This is a genomic window from Methanomicrobiales archaeon, from assembly GCA_030019205.1.
Lineage (GTDB): Archaea > Halobacteriota > Methanomicrobia > Methanomicrobiales > JACTUA01 > JASEFH01.
On the sequence record JASEFH010000006.1, the window covers coordinates 113,835 to 131,182 of the forward strand.

Annotated in this window: 12 protein-coding genes and 1 pseudogene; 9 read left to right on the forward strand and 4 right to left on the reverse strand. The window is 53.2% G+C overall.

Annotated elements, in window-relative coordinates:
• Nucleotides 1-43: 43 nt before the first annotated feature.
• Nucleotides 44-703 carry a DNA repair protein RadC gene (gene radC, locus QMC96_05420; GenBank protein ID MDI6876195.1) on the reverse strand — a complete coding sequence of 220 codons (660 nt, stop codon included), beginning with the start codon at nt 701-703 and terminating at the stop codon, nt 44-46.
• A gap of 386 nt (nt 704-1,089) precedes the next feature.
• Here radC and QMC96_05425 point away from each other — a divergent pair, with 386 nt between their 5' ends.
• The 7 genes from QMC96_05425 to QMC96_05455 all read left to right on the forward strand — a co-directional run bounded on the left by QMC96_05425 (nt 1,090) and on the right by QMC96_05455 (nt 10,223).
• Nucleotides 1,090-1,590, forward strand: a complete 501-nt coding sequence (locus QMC96_05425) for a rubrerythrin family protein (protein MDI6876196.1) — start codon at nt 1,090-1,092, stop codon at nt 1,588-1,590.
• A 959-nt stretch (nt 1,591-2,549) separates the two neighbouring features.
• Nucleotides 2,550-3,767, forward strand: coding sequence for an FAD-dependent oxidoreductase (locus QMC96_05430; GenBank protein ID MDI6876197.1), 1,218 nt, complete (start codon nt 2,550-2,552; stop codon nt 3,765-3,767).
• Between the two features lie 78 nt (nt 3,768-3,845).
• The gene (locus QMC96_05435) at nt 3,846-5,000 is read left to right on the forward strand and encodes an FAD-dependent oxidoreductase (protein MDI6876198.1); all 1,155 of its coding nucleotides are present in this window, start codon (nt 3,846-3,848) and stop codon (nt 4,998-5,000) included.
• 895 nt (nt 5,001-5,895) lie between these two features.
• A complete protein-coding gene (locus QMC96_05440) occupies nt 5,896-6,852 on the forward strand; it encodes a hypothetical protein (GenBank protein ID MDI6876199.1) in 957 nt (318 codons plus the stop codon).
• Nucleotides 6,853-6,887: 35 nt separating this feature from the next.
• The gene (locus QMC96_05445) at nt 6,888-7,049 is read left to right on the forward strand and encodes a hypothetical protein (protein MDI6876200.1); all 162 of its coding nucleotides are present in this window, start codon (nt 6,888-6,890) and stop codon (nt 7,047-7,049) included.
• A 214-nt stretch (nt 7,050-7,263) separates the two neighbouring features.
• Nucleotides 7,264-8,386, forward strand: a protein-coding gene (locus tag QMC96_05450) for an IS630 family transposase (GenBank protein MDI6876201.1) whose coding sequence is annotated in 2 segments (ribosomal slippage) — nt 7,264-7,682 and nt 7,681-8,386 — 1,125 coding nt in all. Because the reading frame shifts where the segments join, the coding sequence is not laid out codon by codon here.
• Between the two features lie 280 nt (nt 8,387-8,666).
• The gene (locus QMC96_05455; protein ID MDI6876202.1) at nt 8,667-10,223 is read left to right on the forward strand and encodes an IS1634 family transposase; all 1,557 of its coding nucleotides are present in this window, start codon (nt 8,667-8,669) and stop codon (nt 10,221-10,223) included.
• A gap of 90 nt (nt 10,224-10,313) precedes the next feature.
• Here the strand turns inward: QMC96_05455 and QMC96_05460 are convergent.
• The 3 genes and pseudogenes from QMC96_05460 to QMC96_05470 form a co-directional block, all read right to left on the reverse strand.
• Nucleotides 10,314-10,412 (reverse strand): annotated as a pseudogene (locus QMC96_05460) (IS5/IS1182 family transposase).
• A gap of 874 nt (nt 10,413-11,286) precedes the next feature.
• Entirely contained in the window at nt 11,287-12,057 is a 771-nt protein-coding gene (locus QMC96_05465; protein ID MDI6876203.1) for a winged helix-turn-helix transcriptional regulator, read from the reverse strand.
• Nucleotides 12,058-13,983: 1,926 nt separating this feature from the next.
• A complete protein-coding gene (locus tag QMC96_05470) occupies nt 13,984-14,721 on the reverse strand; it encodes a hypothetical protein (protein ID MDI6876204.1) in 738 nt (245 codons plus the stop codon).
• Between the two features lie 355 nt (nt 14,722-15,076).
• On the opposite strand from QMC96_05470, the gene QMC96_05475 reads away from it, so the two are divergent.
• Together QMC96_05475 and QMC96_05480 are read left to right on the forward strand one after the other, a co-directional pair.
• Entirely contained in the window at nt 15,077-16,537 is a 1,461-nt protein-coding gene (locus QMC96_05475) for a hypothetical protein (GenBank protein ID MDI6876205.1), read from the forward strand.
• Nucleotides 16,538-16,570: 33 nt separating this feature from the next.
• On the forward strand, nt 16,571-17,077 hold the full coding sequence (locus tag QMC96_05480; protein MDI6876206.1) for a hypothetical protein: 507 nt from the start codon (nt 16,571-16,573) through the stop codon (nt 17,075-17,077).
• Nucleotides 17,078-17,348: the final 271 nt, after the last annotated feature.

The following is a 17,348-nucleotide window of genomic DNA, read 5'->3' on the forward strand; positions in this document are numbered from 1 at the left end:
CCATCAGGCCGACACGCACTTCGGGAGCAACTCCCCGGTACGGCTACAGCAGCCCCCGCTCCTTCATGCTCAGGTGGCCGTTTTTCGAGACGATGATGTGGTCCAGCACCCGGATCCCGAGGAGGCTGCCGCACTCCACGAGCTGGCGGGTGATGGCGATATCCTGGCTGCTCGCCTCCAGGGACCCCGAGGGGTGGTTGTGGATGAGGATGACGGATGCGGCCCGGTCCGTGATCGCGTCGGCGAAGACCTCGCGGGGGTGCACCAGACTGTGGTTCAGGAGACCGACGGTCACCGTGCGCTTCTGGATCATCTCCCCCGCTCCGTTCAGCGTGATCGTGACGAAGTGCTCCTGCTTCTTCGCCGGGAGGTCCGCCACGAGGGGCGGAACGTCCTCCGGTGTCGAGATCTTCACCGCATCCTTGATCAGGTATCGCCGCGACAGTTCGATCGCCGCAGCGATCTGCGATGCTTTTGCCGAGCCGACGCCCTCGATCTTCCTGAGATCCTCGTACAGCCCGGCATCCAGGCCATTTGCCAGCCTTCTCTGGATCTCTCTCGCGATCTCGAAGACGCCTCTCTTCCTCGTCCCGCTGCCGATGATGATCGCCACGAGTTCCATGTCCGAGAGCGCCGCCGCGCCCTTGGCGGCAAGCTTCTCCCGAGGTCGGTCGTGCCGGGGTATCTCCCTCATCCTCTTCATCGGGATCCCTCCGGGCGGCGCTCTCGGCCCCCTTCCGGCAGCACGCGAACACTGCCGCTCGGGGGGAGACGCGGGATCCCGGGATCCCGTCTGCCGGAAGGCGAACGTCCGGGATCCGGTGACCCATGACGCCGGGAAATGAGTTTCGCGGGGGGAGGAACAGCCATGCAGGAGAGCATCTGTTCATGGACCCGTAAATTTCTTTTTAAAATCCACGGAGGGGTTCAGCAGCCGATCGGCCTGCCGTGAAGGCGATTCCGGGGAGTCTCTGCCGCCCTGGCAGGAGCCGGCGCAGTTCGCCCCTTCCTGGCGAACGGAGAGCGTCTTCTCCGCATCCGGTTGCCCGACCAGCGCCATTTAATAGGTGCCCGTGCATTGGATCGTGTATGCCAACGAAAGAGAACGCACTCGCCGCCCTTGAGGGCGAAGCAAAAGCGAACCGGAAGTACGGCGCCTTCTCGGAGAAGGCCGCGGAAGAGGGCTACAAGATGATCGCCCGCCTCTTCAAGGCCGCCTCGGAGGCCGAGGCGATCCACGCCAGGCGGCTGATGAAGGTGCTCGGCGCGATCGGCACGACGGAGGAGAACCTGGCATCCGGCATCGGGGGGGAGACCTACGAGTATACCGAGATGTATCCGGGCTTCCTCAAGGAAGCCCAGGCGGAGGGGATCAAAGACGCCGAGACCGCCTTCTATTACGCCCTGCGAGCCGAGCAGGTGCACGCGAATCTCTACAGGGCAGCCCTGGAAGCCGTTCGGAACGGGAAGGATCTCTCCGCAGGCAAGGTGTTCCTCTGTCCTGTCTGCGGGAATATAGAGATCGGCGAGGCGCCGTCGCGCTGCCCCATCTGCAGCGTGCCCGGCCATATGTGGCGCGTCGTCGAGTGAGCACCCGAATACAGAGGATATTCCGTCTTTTTTCCGGGATTCTGCAGAATGGGCTCTGTCGCATAGTAAGGGCAGAGTATGCCCCTGTACGGCCGGCATATTCGCAGGCGGGCCTGCCCCCTCCTGCGACAGCCCGGATCGGAAGAGAACTCATTCGGGCGTATCGCACGATTCCCCCTGCCATGCGACGGCCCCGGCCGGGAGGGGAGGCCGGCTCCGATTCCCCTGCTCCCATCGGCGGCCAGATCAAGGGCGCATGCGGGAATGCAACCTCTTTGCCGGGCCGCTGCGATGCGGGACGGGCGTCTCTCCCGCACAGACCCCATCGCACCAGGGGGCACCCGCGGTCCACCCGTGCGATGCTCTCCCGGGACGGGAGATCGGGATACCGCCCCAGGTCCGATATGGTTTGCTCCGGCATGCCGAACGCAGCCGTTCCCATCGATCCGGGAGAAGGCGATTCGATTCGAGTGCGGGCCGATTGCCCCGCCCTCTCCCGCCCCTCGCCGGGGATCGCCCGCGGCCCGTTTGTCCGCCCGGGGAGGGCATTCCTCCCGTCACTCCGCGGGGGACGGCGCCGGGCGCCCAGGACCGGCGGGGCTGTTCCCCGCCAGAACACGGGCCTTTGCAGCATCGGGCGGAGATGCCCCGGGCATTATCCGCAGGGTTGCCGACGCAGTTCGGCAGGAGGGCGTCATGGGCAGACGGAGCCGGGTGCGATCGCACCGCCCGCCAGGAGAAACACGGCTTCAGGATCCGGGTTCCACGGTTCTGCCAGCGCAAAGGGGGGATGTCGCGACCGCTCTACCCCCGGCCGCCACGCCTGCAATTTCCCTCGATCCCGACGCCCGGGGCTGGAACGCTCCGCCCCGTCCGCACCCGTCGGGGCCCGGGAGGCCCTTCGGGCGCGGAGCGAGGAGGGCATTACTTTTATTACTCTTTTCGTACAGGAGAACAGCATGCCAGAGATCCGGGTGTACACGACGAAGAACTGCCCCTACTGCCGCATGGTGAAGGCGTTCCTCGATAAATACGGCATCGCGTACCGGGACATCGACGTCGGCGAGGATCGGGAGGCGGCCCGGGAGATGGTGCGGCTCACCGGGCAGTACAGCGTGCCCGTCACGGTGGTCGGGGATCAGGCGGTCATCGGGTTCGACGCGAAGAGGCTGAACGAGCTCCTGGGGACCCGCCCTCCGGAGGGTGTATTCGACGTGATGATCCTGGGGGGAGGACCGGCCGGACTCACGGCCGCCGTCTACGCAGGGCGGGAACTCCTGGAGTCGATCCTGATCTCGGAGAACATGGGAGGGCAGGTGGCCGAGAGCTGGGGAATCGAGAACTACATGGGATTCCAGCCGATATCCGGGGAGGCCCTGATGAAGAAGTTCGAGGAGCAGGCCCGCGCCCTTCCGTCCATCCACATCCAGCTGGACGTCGTGGACTCTATCAGCATGGAGGATGGGATCTTTGCCGCCCATACCGTCTCCGGCCGCACCTACCGCGCCCGCAGCCTGATCATCGCCACGGGGAAGAGACCCCGCTGGCTGGGCCTGGAAGGCGAAAAGAAGTACATCGGCCACGGGTTATCGGTATGCCCCACCTGCGACGCCCCGCTCTTCCATGGCAGGGATGTGGCGGTGGCCGGAAGCGGGTGCGGAGCGGTCATCAGCGCCATCGAGCTGTCCCGGACCGCACGCTCGGTCCATCTCGTCGCCCGAAATAGGATCCACGCGGAGAAGGTGTACCTGGAGACTCTGAAGCAGAAGAATGTCGCCCTGCATCAGAACTTCGAGATCGCCGCTCTTCACGGGGACGAGTACCTCAGCGGGATCACGATACGGAACCCCGCCTCCGGCGAGGAGCGCAGGCTCGATGTCGAAGGCCTGTTCGTCTCGATCGGCTACGAGCCGAATACCGCGTTCGTCCACAGCCTCGTGGAGCTGAACGAGAGGGGAGAGATTGTCGTGGACTGCGACATGAAGACCAGCCGGGAGGGGGTGTTCGCCGCGGGGGACGTGACGAACTCCCGCAACAAGCAGATCGTCATCGCCGTCGGGGAGGGGGCGAAAGCCGCGCTATCCGCACGCGACTACCTGATGAAGGGCAGAGGGCTGCCGGACGAGGAGGCGATCCTGTCCGCATGCGGACCTTCCGCGGCGGAGAGGCCAGGATGATTGCGGATTTACGGCGAATTTCACGATCGGACTCCTTCAACACCTTTATTAGCCCACTCCGACAACTGTTGCAGTAGCATGCCGGGCGTCAGGATATACTCGACGAAGAACTGCCCCTACTGCCGCATGGTGAAGGCGTTCCTCGATAAATACGGCATCGCGTACCGGGACGTCGACGTCGGCGAGGATCGGGAGGCGGCCCGGGAGATGGTGCGGCTCACCGGGCAGTACAGCGTGCCCGTCACGGTGGTCGGGGACCAGGCGATCATCGGGTTCGACGTGGCACGACTGAATGCGATCTTCGGAACCGTGCGGACCGATGCGGTGTACGACGTGATGATCCTGGGAGCGGGTCCGGCCGGGCTGACCGCCGCCGTCTACGCTGCCCGGAAAATGATCAGGACCGTCGTCATCGCGGAGAATATCGGCGGCCAGGCGCTCGAGAGCTGGACCATCGAGAACTACATGGGCTACCGGATCGTCAGCGGCGAGGACCTGATGAAGAAGTTCGAGGAGCAGGCGCGCCAACTGCACATCCACATCGAGCTGGATCGGGTCATCGCCCTGAACGAGGAGAACGGGCTCTTCGCTGCCGCCACCGCCTCGGGCCAGACGTTCCGCGCCCGCAGCGTCATCGTCGCCACCGGCAGCAAACCCCGCTGGCTGGGCCTCGAAGGCGAGAGGGGGTTCGCCGGCCACGGGCTATCGGTCTGCGCTACGTGCGACGGTCCCCTCTTCCAGGGGAAGGACGTGGCGGTCGTCGGCGGCGGCAACTCCGCGCTCACCACGGCGCTGGAGATGGCCGATATCGCCCGCTCCGTCCATCTGATCGTGCGGAACTCGATCCGGGCGGACGAGGTGTACCGGGAGGCGCTGGCGCAGAAGAGCAACGTCGCCGTTCACCTCGACGCCGAGGTCTCGAAGCTGAAAGGCGAGCGGTTCCTCAGCGGGATCACGATCCGGGACCGCTCCAGCGGAAAAGAGAGCGATCTGGATGTGGAGGGGCTCTTTATCGAGATCGGGCACGAGCCGAACACCGAGTTCCTCGGGGGTCTTGTGGAGCTGAATGGCAACAACGAGATCGTGATCGACGCCAACAACCATACCAGCGCTGCGGGGATCTTCGCCGCGGGGGACGTGACGAACATCCAGTACAAACAGATCATCATCGCCGCCGGCGAGGGGGCGAAGGCGGCGCTCTCGGCCCATGCATACCTTCTGAAGAAGCAATAATTTCAATGTTCGGCAGAGTGCGCGAGGGGCCTTGGATCGTCGAAAAAAGGGTTCCTGTTATAGGGTATCATGGGGCAAAAATTCCCTGGTCAGGAGCTTTGTTTTGGAAAACGCGTCTGGATTACAGGGCATCACAAGATCATTTTTCTAATGACCCATCGGCAATTCGGAGAATCGGCCCCTCACCCATCCTATCCAGGCCCTATCACACCAATGGGGGGGGAGAGGGTTTGTAAGGGGGAGGGGGGTGCGCCCCCCCCCCAATTGCCCCCACCCCTGCATGCGATACCCTCCAAGGGAGGTGGATCTGAGAGATTCTTTACCATGCCCCTATTTACCTTGCCCCTACCCCGCGTGCGACAGGGGCTGTTCGGGAACCGAACAGCGATTCGCCATCACTTACCTCAGGAGAAGGGAAATGGTTTGACCGGGTTCGGACACACAGAACACCTATCCAATTTTCGATAGCTCTTTGCATACCCTCCCATTAAAGGGGGAGTGGCCTGAGTCCCCTTTACCATGAAGGACAGAGGATGGTCTACGGGCCGTGTCGTGACCGTGTACCTTCGTATGCTCGGGATTCCCAGGATCCCGATTCACGAGAATGCCAACAGATAGGGATTCATACTTCATCCCCGCCCACGAGGTTCGAATGCCAATGGAATGCATACCATCATTTTTCTGTTGGTGTACCACAGTCTGCCGACGTGTAGATGATCTATACAGAAATGTCTTATATTGTGAAGGAAAAGGTTTCAGTGTAGCACGGGGTTCACAGTATCTTAGCCGGATAGGAGAACCCCGCTGCTGCCCGTAGGCATGACTATGTGCGCTGTTCACTCGTATAAGCGTTGCGTCGTGCCTCCATAAGAAAATCAGAATGGAGGTATTTAATATGAGCTCAATGAAAAATGGAGTCATCCTTCTTGCATTATTGCTTGCGCTAATGGCAATGGTGCCATTAGTGGTTGCACAGGAAGGTGGCGTGGAGAACAGTTCTCAGAACGATTCGAATTCGCAATACAGTTCATGTTGCAGTCCCTCGAACAGCAGTATAATCAGTTACCAGTTCCATTCTGGGAGTAGCAACTTACTGGATGAATTCGGTATAAAGATCCAAGAAAAATCTGAAAATATGCCTCCTTTGAAGACGTACAGCGAATGTCCCGATCTCATTGATAGGATCATGAATGAAGTGAAAATAACAGATGAGATTGATGCTGTTGTAGGTCTTTACGACTTCAAGGATCATCAAATTCTTCTTATCACCCAAGGGAATACTGTACTCGAAGTAACTTGGGATGGAGAAAATGTGAACACATCTATAGTGATCCCCCAACTATTAGGTGAAAAAAGAGTATCATATAGTCCTAAAAAATTAATGCTTGAGGGACAGAATATTGAAGAGTATTTCCTATATAGTGAGACACATACTCAATTATATTCGATTCCCATAGTATCCCCTGATTCTTCTAATATCCTAGCAGATACGTATTTAATGAAAGTAAGCCGTACTGATGAATTTAGAAATCTTCTTCAGCAGACAATCGCCAGCCTACATACAGAGGGCTGGTTCTATGTTAATTACGGCATCAGCATAACTTCGATAGACAATCATAGTTATTGGTGGATTAATCCAGGATTTCCTGGTTGGACTAAATGCGAATACAGCACCGAAAATGTTGGAGTAGGAACAACATCGGGTCAACATAGAACTCATTTCAAATTTGGATGTATCTTTGATCGGTGTCAGATGGATATGTGGGTTAGCTGTGATGCATGGCTGAATACTGACAATGGCGGATCATCAAACCGCTGGGTCTCACTCTATCCAGATGGATGTTCAGGTTAGGAAGATATAAAAAATTTTTAAGGAGAGTAGTAATTATGGAACGCAATCGTCTGATCCTTTTAATGCTCCTTGGTGCAATAATAGTAATTGTCGGAGCGATCACTTATCAGTGGTTGTTAATGCTTATTGCCATTTCCTTTATCGCACTAATTATCATCGTATCTGGTATCAAACATTGGTTTGAATCTCGTTCATGAGAGAACACATCAGAATGATAAACGCATTCCAACCGGTATTACAACGATGAATACGTCCGTTGAATCCATCATAGAGGTCTCGAAAATTTAAATATCGGAGTCATTCCAAAATTCCCAGATCATTCGGGCACAGACGAGATGTATGAGTTCTAGTGTTTTTTGTCCCTTATTATTATAACAATAATAATATTATATTTGGTCAAATATAATTCTCATGGGGAAAAGCAAATACGCCGTTACGCTCACCGAAGACCAAAGGGTCTCTCTGGAAGAGGTTATCCGCCGGGGCAAATCCGCTGCCTCCACGATCCGCCATGCCTACATCCTTCTCCATGCCGACAAATCCGACACGGAGATCGCCGAGATCGTCCGGTGTCATCCTCAATCGGTTTTCAACATCCGTAAAGCGTTTGTCACCCAGGGACTCGACGCAGCTCTGCACCGGAAGATCCGCGACGAACCTCCCCGACCGCGCAAATTGAACGGCGATGGAGAAGCCCATTTGATCCGGATCGCCTGCAGTCAGCCCCCGGAAGGCCGTTCCCGGTGGACATTGCAGTTGCTGGCCGATCGCCTCGTCGAACTGCAGATTGTCGACACTATCTCTCTCAATACCGTGGAACGGACGTTAAAAAAACGCGCTTCAGCCACATACCAAAAAGCAGTGGGGTATTCCCCCCGACGAAAACGGAAACTTCGTTGCCGCGATGGAAGACGTGCTGGAGGTCTATCAGCGACCGTTTGACCCGACGCATCCGGTCATCTGCATGGATGAACAGCCGATCCAATTACATGGCGAGGTGCGGGCGGCGATCCCGGCACAACCGGGTCGCCCGGAGCGGCAGGACTACGAGTATACGAGAAACGGCGTGGTCTGCGGATTCCTGTTCACAGAACCGTTGGGACGGTGGCGTCGGATAACCATCACGGAGAGGAGAACAAAGACCGATTGGGCTCACCAGATGCAGCACCTCCTCGAAGTTGACTATCCCGATGCAGAGAACGTGATTCTGGTCTGCGATAACCTCAATACGCATGTACCGGGAGCGTTCTACGAGACGTTCCCTCCCGAACGGGCACGATCTCTGCTGGACCGGCTGGAAATCCATTATACACCGAAACATGGGAGCTGGCTGAATATCGCGGAGATCGAACTGAGTGCCCTGACACGGCAATGCCTGAAACGGAGAATCCCGACGATGGAAGCGCTCAGGGCGGAAACGAGTACCTGGAACCAGCAACGAAATCAAGCCCAGAAGAGCGTGGATTGGCAATTCACCACCAGCGATGCCCGGGTGAGACTCAAACGACTCTACCCGATGATCTTAGAAAATTAGAGGACAAGAAGCACTAGTCCTGAAAGCCTCGATTCGTCTGAAGAACCGTTCAACCGCCCCTCATTTCTGATAGAGGTCCTATTCGAACCAGAGTGATCGGTCGCGCTTCGGCTGGTGCCGGCGCCGAGGGTTAATGGGAATGTTGCTCTCGATGCCTCGTCCTCGGTACCTGACTTCCCATGAATTAGGCACGCAATACCTCCTCTGCACTCTTTGTTCCGCCGTTGCTCGATGCAAACCGGAAGATCTATATCCTGGTATGTGCTTATACTGTAAGCAGATGAAGCCCATCGTCCGGATCAAGCAGATTAACGGGAAGGAGTACTGGTACGAGGACACTCCCTACTACGATCCGGAGAAGAAGCAGATCCGCCAGAAGTCCCGCTACCTGGGGAAGAATATCAACGGGTCACCTGTGAAGGTGAGGAGCGAACCGGTGCCGGGTATCGCCTCTGTCCCCAAGGCGGCTTACACCCACGGGAATCTCCTCCCCCTGCACCAGATCGTGCAGGAGCTGCGGATGGATGAATACCTGGGAGATCTGGCCACGGAAGAGGAGAAAGAGACTATCCTCGCCCTGGCCATCCACCGCATCCTCCGCCCCTCTGCGATGCACCTGGTCGCGGCCTGGTACGAGGAGAACTCGCTCTCCCTCGATCATCCGGATCTGCCTCTAAGCAGCCAGCAGATCAGCGACCTCCTCTCCACCCTTGGGGAGAGCGGCGTGCCGGAAGAGTTCATGCACCGGCTGATGCGGGACCTGGGCACCGACTCCACCTTGATCTACGACATCACCAGCCTCTCTTCCTCTTCTCAGCTCCTCCCTCTCCTCGAGTACGGCTACAACCGGGACGGTCTGGACCTGCCCCAGGTCAACTTCTCCCTCATTCTGGACACGGAGCGTTCGATTCCCGTGCTGTACGACCTCTACCCGGGGAGCATCGTGGACGTGGTCACCCTGAAGAACACCATCGCCCGCATCCAGGCGCTCGGTGCCACCCAGTACACCCTGGTCCTGGACCGGGGCTTCTACAGCCAGGGGAACCTGGAGGAGCTGCTGGAGGAGGATCTCTCCTTCGTCATCCCGGCGTCTCTGGCCTCGAAGCCGGTGAAGGAACTGCTGACCGATGCGCAGCGGGACTTGGAGAGCGTGCAATACCTGCGGATGTACCAGAAGGAACCGATCTTCGTGAAACCGGTGGTGCTGCGGCTAAGAGAGCGGGAGATCCGCGGGTTCTGCTACTACGACCTGCGGCGAGAGCAGAACGAACGGAACCTCTTCTACCTCCGCCTCCACGACCTGAAGCAGAAACTCGAATCCCTGCGCATTCCCCGCTGGCGGAGGGCGGAGGAGGTGTTCCGGGAGTGGGCCGGGGGCATGGCGAACTACTTCTCCTGGCGGCAGCAGGAGGACCGCTTCGTCGTGGAATACCGCCAGAACGCCATCGCCCAGCGGGTGAACCGCATGGGAAAGCAGATCATCCTCTCTCATGGTCCCTTGGATTGGGAGGAGTGCCTCACGGTGTACCGAGAGCGGGATGGCGTGGAGAAGGCCTTCCGCACCCTGAAGAACGATCTGCAGGTACTGCCGCTCCAGGTGCGGAAGGAGTCCACCCTGAAGGGATTCCTGTTCGTGACCTTCCTCTCCCTGATCCTGCGGATGCGGCTGCTCAAACGGATGCAGGAGACCGGGCTGTTAGAGGAGTACACCCTGGAGGGGATGCTGCTGGAACTGGCTAAAATCAAGAAGGTCCGGCTGGCCAACGGGGAGATCCTCACCACAGAGGTGTCGAAAAAGCAACGGGGGATCCTCGAGGTGCTCGGACTATGTGCCTAAAAATCCGGAAGTCAGGTTGGAAGTCATAAGCCGTGTCCGTAGAAATGACTGCCGGTTTCACATTGGTTCCAAGATTTCGTAGGCGGCAACCGTTGGCGCAAAGAGGCGAGAATCATGGATATTTGCCCGGGCAACTGTGCAAACAAGCGGGATCCCCTTTGAATCGACCAGAGCACTGAGTTTGGTCCCGGTTACTTTTTATACCATCATACCTAGTATCTCCCATTTTTCGCAGCGATATCCTTGGTATCCTGAACTACCGATAATTATTAGCGCATATTATCCAAATGCCTGCAATTTTTCCCACAACCTCATAATAAGAATCAAAATGGAAAGATCTGTATTTGCCGATGCGTCTAAAGTATCTTGGCACAGCATGAAACCCGCTCGGAGGATCAAGAAGCTGACTGGAATCAAGTACTGGTTCGAGGAGCCCCCATACTGCGATCTATTCGGCCTATGCGCCTAAATAAGGCTGGAAGTCAATTGGCATCGGTGATGCAGTGAGCGAGGTCGAGCTTTTGGAGATCGCAGCCGGACTGAAGATGGTCAAGATCGCCTGGTACACTCCCCTCTCATAGAGTTCGAGATGGTATCGATGTACGGTCGATTTAGTGCCGTATTGGGCGGGTACATCGCTCCAAGTGCATCCGGTCGTCAGGACATATAAGATGCCGTTCAGGAGTCGGCGGGGGTCGCACCGGGGCCGGCCGATGTGCGGTTTCTGCAGCGGCAGATGCTTCCGAAGAATTTCCCAGAGCTCGTCGTCGATTTCCCGGAATACCATGACCCCGCCTCGGGATTCTCAAGGATCTTATAATTTAACATGAAAATAGATGAGTTCGTCTCTCATCGGTTTTTTTCCATCGAACCTGCGACCGTCAGGTCGCATTGGCGTTTTGGGATGTCCTCAAGATCTGATTTTACCATCCTATATGCGTGTCGTATTGAATGCTGCATGAAGGAGAGATCAGGAATTTCGATAATTACATCTATAGACAGAAAAATAGGGTCGTCTCTCGTGCGAAGCTTTCCCTGAGGCTGATACTTCTATGTATTCTTATCAACATGGACTTTCAGCCTCGAGTCGTTCTTGAAAGTCTGACTCTTTACTCTCAATACAACTCTTAACATTTATATTGAGATAATATCTCGTAAATTTACCATCTTTTTCAGTTCGGACTATCTCGTCTTTTCTAAGACGTGTCATATACCACGAGATCGACGGTGCCGAAATATGGAGTTCCGTTGAGATATCCTTGCGTGTTGCGCCGGGGTGCCGATTAAGGATTTCAATGATCTCTTTTTCTTTAAAGTGGCGCAGATGATTAGTAATTTTAATCTCTTCCTGCGTGATAGACCACGTGTTTCTATAAAATCGCACGAATCCCCTATCCTTTACGGCAATTATTTTTCCCACCAGCTGGAGGAGTGTGAGGTGATAGAGAGTCGTTCCGCTGTTGAGCTCGGTCTCGCGCGATATCGCCCTCGAATGGATCCCGGGCTGAGCGACAATGCACTCATAGATTTTTTTACGTTTTTCGTTCGATAATATATCCTTTTTACGCACTCTTTTACAGCCAAGGGAAATCCAGAGGATGATCGATGCTATGATCTCTATGGGTAGTAATAGAATTGGTGAGATAGGTAGAAAGATGTCCAGAAGCATTACACGGAGAGGTAAATCGAAGAAAGAGATCGGAATTGTAGTATCTATCTCACTTGGCGGGTATCCCTCTGGTGCAAGTCTCCGATCGCTTGAAATATCTAATAAATAACTCGCAGAGTAAAGAGCAGCCAACAACAGCACAATTAATACAATTTTCCGCTTCATATTGTCCACGCTTTTTCATGGACACCTAGGTTTAATGTCCGAAGACTGATGAAGTACTTTCAATATTATCTTGAATGTAGTTGATTGTGCCCAAAGGAAAACATTCCATTTACATAAAGATATTAATTATTGTTTTTAATATTAATCGATCCGATAACTGCCACATTATTCTTAATAAATATCCTTGAATTGGCCAAGATTTCAATTGAATAAAAATACATCTCCCTTGTAAAAAAGTAAAAATCATTTTATGAAGAACATGCTTGAACTACTACAACTGTAAAACCGAATAAAAAAGGGATGAGAGTTATAATCACCGAACTCGTACAGAGAATGCAAGGAGAATCGTGGTCAAGGCTCAACGCCCGCGATGCCGGTCGAAAAAGTGTATTTGCTGGGGACTGAAAAAAAGGCGGTGCTAGTAGTGATGGGATGACTTCACGCCCCACCACCTGCCGCTGTTCCTGACCCCGGATTCGTAGAAATGGATTATTATCTGGTTCCCGCTCGAACATAGCAACTCGAACATCGCTCTTCAGACCGGTATCGAATAATGGGGAGGTTGCAAGCCCTGACCATTATTCGATGTTTTCTAACCAAGGATGTCCACACTATTCTTACTGGCACCATCGAGATGGATGATGAAACTTGTCTAGGAAATCGTTGGAGGAATAAGAGGGAGATGGTTTGGATTCGGAGATTAAATGAGGGAGAATTACGAAGAAGCAACCGGTCTTCGGGATACTCTGTCGAAACGGTTCTGTCTTGGAGAAGGTTATCGGGAATATTGAAGAGGATACGCCTTAGTCACTAATATTATAGAGAGTGCCACTCAGTTCCATTGTCTGTTTTGATACGTGGAAAGGCTGTACAAAGATGATATCTATGCAATTTGTCCTTTTTCTCATGGTGTGGGGAAGACCCTACACCGACGGATAAGGGTATCATATGGCCTGGAAATAGTTTGGGATCATTTGAAACGGAAATTGATCTTCAAAGGGTAAACTCCGACTATAGAAGACACCGAGATATGCAGGGAATCCATTGAGGGACAAAATCACCATAAAGCCAGTGATACTTTTATAGGATTTTTTTAAATGTAATGTCTATATTCTGAAAAAGTTGTTAGTATGCATTAAAATAGTATACTTCCGTCCCATACACGCGTTCTCCATAGACTTTGAACTGCCAGGTGCCGGGATAAATACCGGGGTTTGATACTGTAAGTTGAATTCGAGAATCGATCACGCCGTCACTCCCATCTCGATATGGCCCGAACACAGGTCCGCTGCCAGGGGCATAGATGGTCAACGTCAATGAATTATCGGGAGAATCCCAATCGACATCAACCTTGAGCGAGCTTGTTCCTTGGTCAACGAGTTTCGAGTGCCACCGTGTCTGACCTTCTGTAATAGAATAATAAGCCCGGTCGATAACATTAGGCAGAGTGTGTGCATCCGAGGAGGGGAGAGAACTCTGTCCATTCTCTTCGTACGCAGAAACCAGCGGTGCAAACAGGGCCATCGATAGGATGGCTGCCAGCAATAGACGATTCCGACTCATGATAGACCAAGATGATGTCTGAGTAAATTCCATATAACATTTCTGTAGAATTCATCTACACGTCGACATAATTGGAATATCGATGGTCGTGTTCTCCGGGGTATTAGCGATATTTAATGTAGGTATCGGATGTTATTTCGGTCTGTAAAATATGAAGATCGGGTTGTTTATCATTTTCTGCATCTGCGCGAGATCGGATAGATTATTTCAAGAAAAAATGTGTGAACAAAATTGGAAATAGTTTATATAGGAAAGTCTCAATTTTGGAACAGGACTCCAGCCATTTCTAATTGGATCGAAGAGAGATCCTCGAAATACCATATCAGCATATTTTATTAATCTCTCACGAAAAATTTCCGATAATTATACCCTGAGAACAGATTCTGCCTTTTCAAGATCCTGTTCTGTGAAGAGTAGGGTACACTGTGGATTTTCTTCGCATGAAGTTGTGGTATTCGGGTCGATCATTACAGATGCATCGCTTCCCGTTGCAACTTCTATTGGATCCGATTTTGAAATGATCTTAATCTCGTACCAATATCCTCCGGAGGGGAAGGTCACCTCCTTCAAGGGTTCCAGCATTCCTTTATTAAGGGCGTAGATATTCTCGTGAGTAGCGGTAAATTTCTTCCCAAGAGTGTGATACAGGACATTGATGGTGATTCCCCGTTCTCCAAGAGGGATATTGTATAGCGGTAGCTGGTCGATATTGCTCAATAAAGCGAGAGGGTGATCACCCGTTTTAATCAGCTCGATTGATTGGGATGTGAGATATATACGAGATGCTTCATCCACATATGCCCTATGAATCCTCCAATCTGATTCATTATTCGCATAAAAATCGAGTGTTAGTGATTGTACCGTTCCATTGGAAGAGATATCAACGGTAAGACTTCGAAATATTGCCGAGGCGTTATCGAATTGTAGCTCCTCAAGCAAGGTATCCCAGAGCTGCACAAGACGGGGATTGTACGGCTCTGAAGGCAGATAGATCTCGCGGTCATGGTAATCGACTGCTGGTTTATCAGGGAGCAGGAAAGGCCTGATTAATACAACTACCACCACAACCGCTACCAGAATAATCAGCCATCTATCTTTCATGCATCTCCATCCGACTCAAATAAAGTGAGTTATTATTATCTGCCACTTTTTATGAAATCCTTCCCATATGTATTCGTCTTCCAGAATCTCGATATGCATACATAAAAAACCCAACCATGCCGATAATAAAGATACATTTGCCGCGAGATGTCTGCAGAAATACTAACGTGTAGACGATCTCTACAGAAATCTCTTATAGTGTTAAAGTAAAGGTTTCCGTGTAGCAGAGGAGTTCCTCCCTTCTTGACCCGATCGGAGAACCCCGCTGCTGCCCGTAGGCATGATAATCTCGCCTTTTGAGTATATAAGGGTACCGTCATGCCTCCGTGAGAATCTGAATGTGGAGGTATAGAACGTGAAAAACAGCTTTAAAACGCGGATGCTCTCCGTGCTTCTGGCACTGCTGTTGATAGCCATGATGGTGATGCCCGCAGCATGTGCAGACGTCATAATGAAGCCGGTGGGGAAACCGGATGTGGACGATGGCCAAACGATAACGAGGACCATTGTACTTCAGGCCAATGGGACTATCGTATCGGTGACAGAAGATGACGTTCCAATCGAAGGCATAGAACTCTCCGAACTGCCAAAATTTGAAGTTCCAGCACACGTGCCGACGGCTACACCTCCTCCCAATGGGCCGTTGAGAGAGGAGGATTGGGAATACCTGAAAACGGTCATGACCGATCTCTCCGAGAAGGAGAGGGATGCACTTATCTCTGAGGCCCAGACGATCTTTGCAGGAAAATCCGAACTGACCCAGGACGAACAGAGGGAGATCCTCTATCGCATCGGAAATTACATCGTAATGGCGACAGACGGCAATGAAGTAACTCCGCGGTGGAAGATTCAGCCTGGACACTGGCACCTCTCTACCACGGCCGGGAGAATCATGCGATACGTAACAGCGGCGCACAACACCACACTAGGGGATTACAGCGGATGGGCAGATGAAAATCGATTTTGGCCTCCAACTCCTGGCTTAGTACTCAATCGTCATTCCTGGGTGCTTGATGGTACCGTAATTCCTGGCTTTGACAATTATGGGCCTCTCTCTCTTAATTGGTCTTTGAATAATGCGAGATCTCAATTCAACGATTACAACGTTGATGAAGCATATGTTCAAATTGGAAAAGGACTTCATTATATTGAAGATCTGGGATGTCCTTACCATACTACTGGCGCCTATCTTTTACAGCACGATGCATATGAGAGCTGGGTTCAGTCGCACTGGACCGAATTAGGCCTGGACTCTGCAATCGACGTCACCAGTCACTTTGTAGTCACCGATCCAGCGGCGTCGGCAATAGCTCTCGCAGAAGTGTCACATCAAGTCCTACCCTATATCAATTGGACGATAGACACCGATCCGGATTGGCAGGATGACCCGTATGTGATCGCATATACTCAGCAGCTTCACACATTGACGGAACAGATGACCATCGGAATGCTGGTATATGCAAGCAAGTTCGAATCGCCCGATACAATTGGGCCCTATTCTGTTCCCATCTGGGACGGCCAGACCTCTTACGCCTTTGTCGACGATGTCGCCTGCAGCGACAGGATGCGGATCTCCACCCGGATCTCTCACACCTACATCGGGGATCTGGAGGTATGGCTGGGCTGGAAGGACGACTCTGAAGGCGTGTACCGGGAGGGAAAGATCTGGGATCGGCAGGGCGGAAGTGAGGACCACCTCAACATCGACGTCTACGTCAATGACTGGTATGATGTGCACGACTGGCGGCTTCGCGTGAAGGACAATGCTGCAGGAAATGAAGGTGCCATCACGGAGTTCTATGTGTTTATCGGATGATAGACCAAACACTTTTTACGGAGTCGGACACCGATGGATGAAAAGTCGATGGGGTTGATCCTGACAGCTGTGGTGTTCTTTCCCTTATGGATACCCTTTGTGACAGGTTTCATCTCGCTTCTTGGATTCCTCTACTTCTTAAAGGAGATGAAGCATCAATCGGACCGATGGTTTCTGGGAATGCCTCTTGCCACTATACTGTTGGCTTTTACCGTTTCACCGATCCTGGACACACTCCTGTATGGCGCCTACGGCCTTTCGAGCAGCAGCATTCATGAGGCAAACCTGATCCTGCTGGCACCGACATCGGCAATCGCTTTTCTATCCTTCCCAGCACACCAAAGAGAGAAGACGACTATTTTTGCTTTAATCTCTGCGGGCGTCAGTTTATATGCGGTATATCTTCTCGTCCAGCTGATACAGGCAACCGTATTCCACACCTCTTTGTACGTTTATCTCGGATTCCTGGCGCTGTATATCCTTCTTGGCATGCCCCTCCTTGGGATCTGCTACATCGTAGCTGCATGGATAACTCGATGAGTCCTTCAAGAATAATCTGACATGATTAGTATGATGGGTAGGGAGCACTATGCAAAAGCATCCCACTCAGGGCAGGGGTATACGGGGGTTCCACAGTTCTCCGTACCAGGAACATCACGGTATATTGAAGACTATTTCATCTCACAGTATCGGCCCGCGTGCCACTGACGTGTAGACGATCTCTACATAAATCTCTTATAGTGTTAAAGTAAAGGCTTCCGTGTAGCAGAGGAGTTCCTCCCTTCTTGACCCGATCGGAGAACCCCGCTGC

What these genes read in the sequence shown, in the direction of transcription:
- QMC96_05430 (MDI6876197.1), top strand. Translation starts at nt 2,550, where the DNA reads ATGCCAGAGATCCGGGTGTACACGACGAAGAACTGCCCCTACTGCCGC.
- QMC96_05425 (MDI6876196.1), top strand. Translation starts at nt 1,090, where the DNA reads ATGCCAACGAAAGAGAACGCACTCGCCGCCCTTGAGGGCGAAGCAAAA.
- QMC96_05445 (MDI6876200.1), top strand. Translation starts at nt 6,888, where the DNA reads ATGGAACGCAATCGTCTGATCCTTTTAATGCTCCTTGGTGCAATAATA.
- QMC96_05465 (MDI6876203.1), bottom strand. Translation starts at nt 12,057, where the DNA reads ATGAAGCGGAAAATTGTATTAATTGTGCTGTTGTTGGCTGCTCTTTAC.
- QMC96_05440 (MDI6876199.1), top strand. Translation starts at nt 5,896, where the DNA reads ATGAGCTCAATGAAAAATGGAGTCATCCTTCTTGCATTATTGCTTGCG.
- QMC96_05470 (MDI6876204.1), bottom strand. Translation starts at nt 14,721, where the DNA reads ATGAAAGATAGATGGCTGATTATTCTGGTAGCGGTTGTGGTGGTAGTT.
- radC (MDI6876195.1), bottom strand. Translation starts at nt 703, where the DNA reads ATGAAGAGGATGAGGGAGATACCCCGGCACGACCGACCTCGGGAGAAG.
- QMC96_05435 (MDI6876198.1), top strand. Translation starts at nt 3,846, where the DNA reads ATGCCGGGCGTCAGGATATACTCGACGAAGAACTGCCCCTACTGCCGC.
- QMC96_05480 (MDI6876206.1), top strand. Translation starts at nt 16,571, where the DNA reads ATGGATGAAAAGTCGATGGGGTTGATCCTGACAGCTGTGGTGTTCTTT.
- QMC96_05455 (MDI6876202.1), top strand. Translation starts at nt 8,667, where the DNA reads ATGAAGCCCATCGTCCGGATCAAGCAGATTAACGGGAAGGAGTACTGG.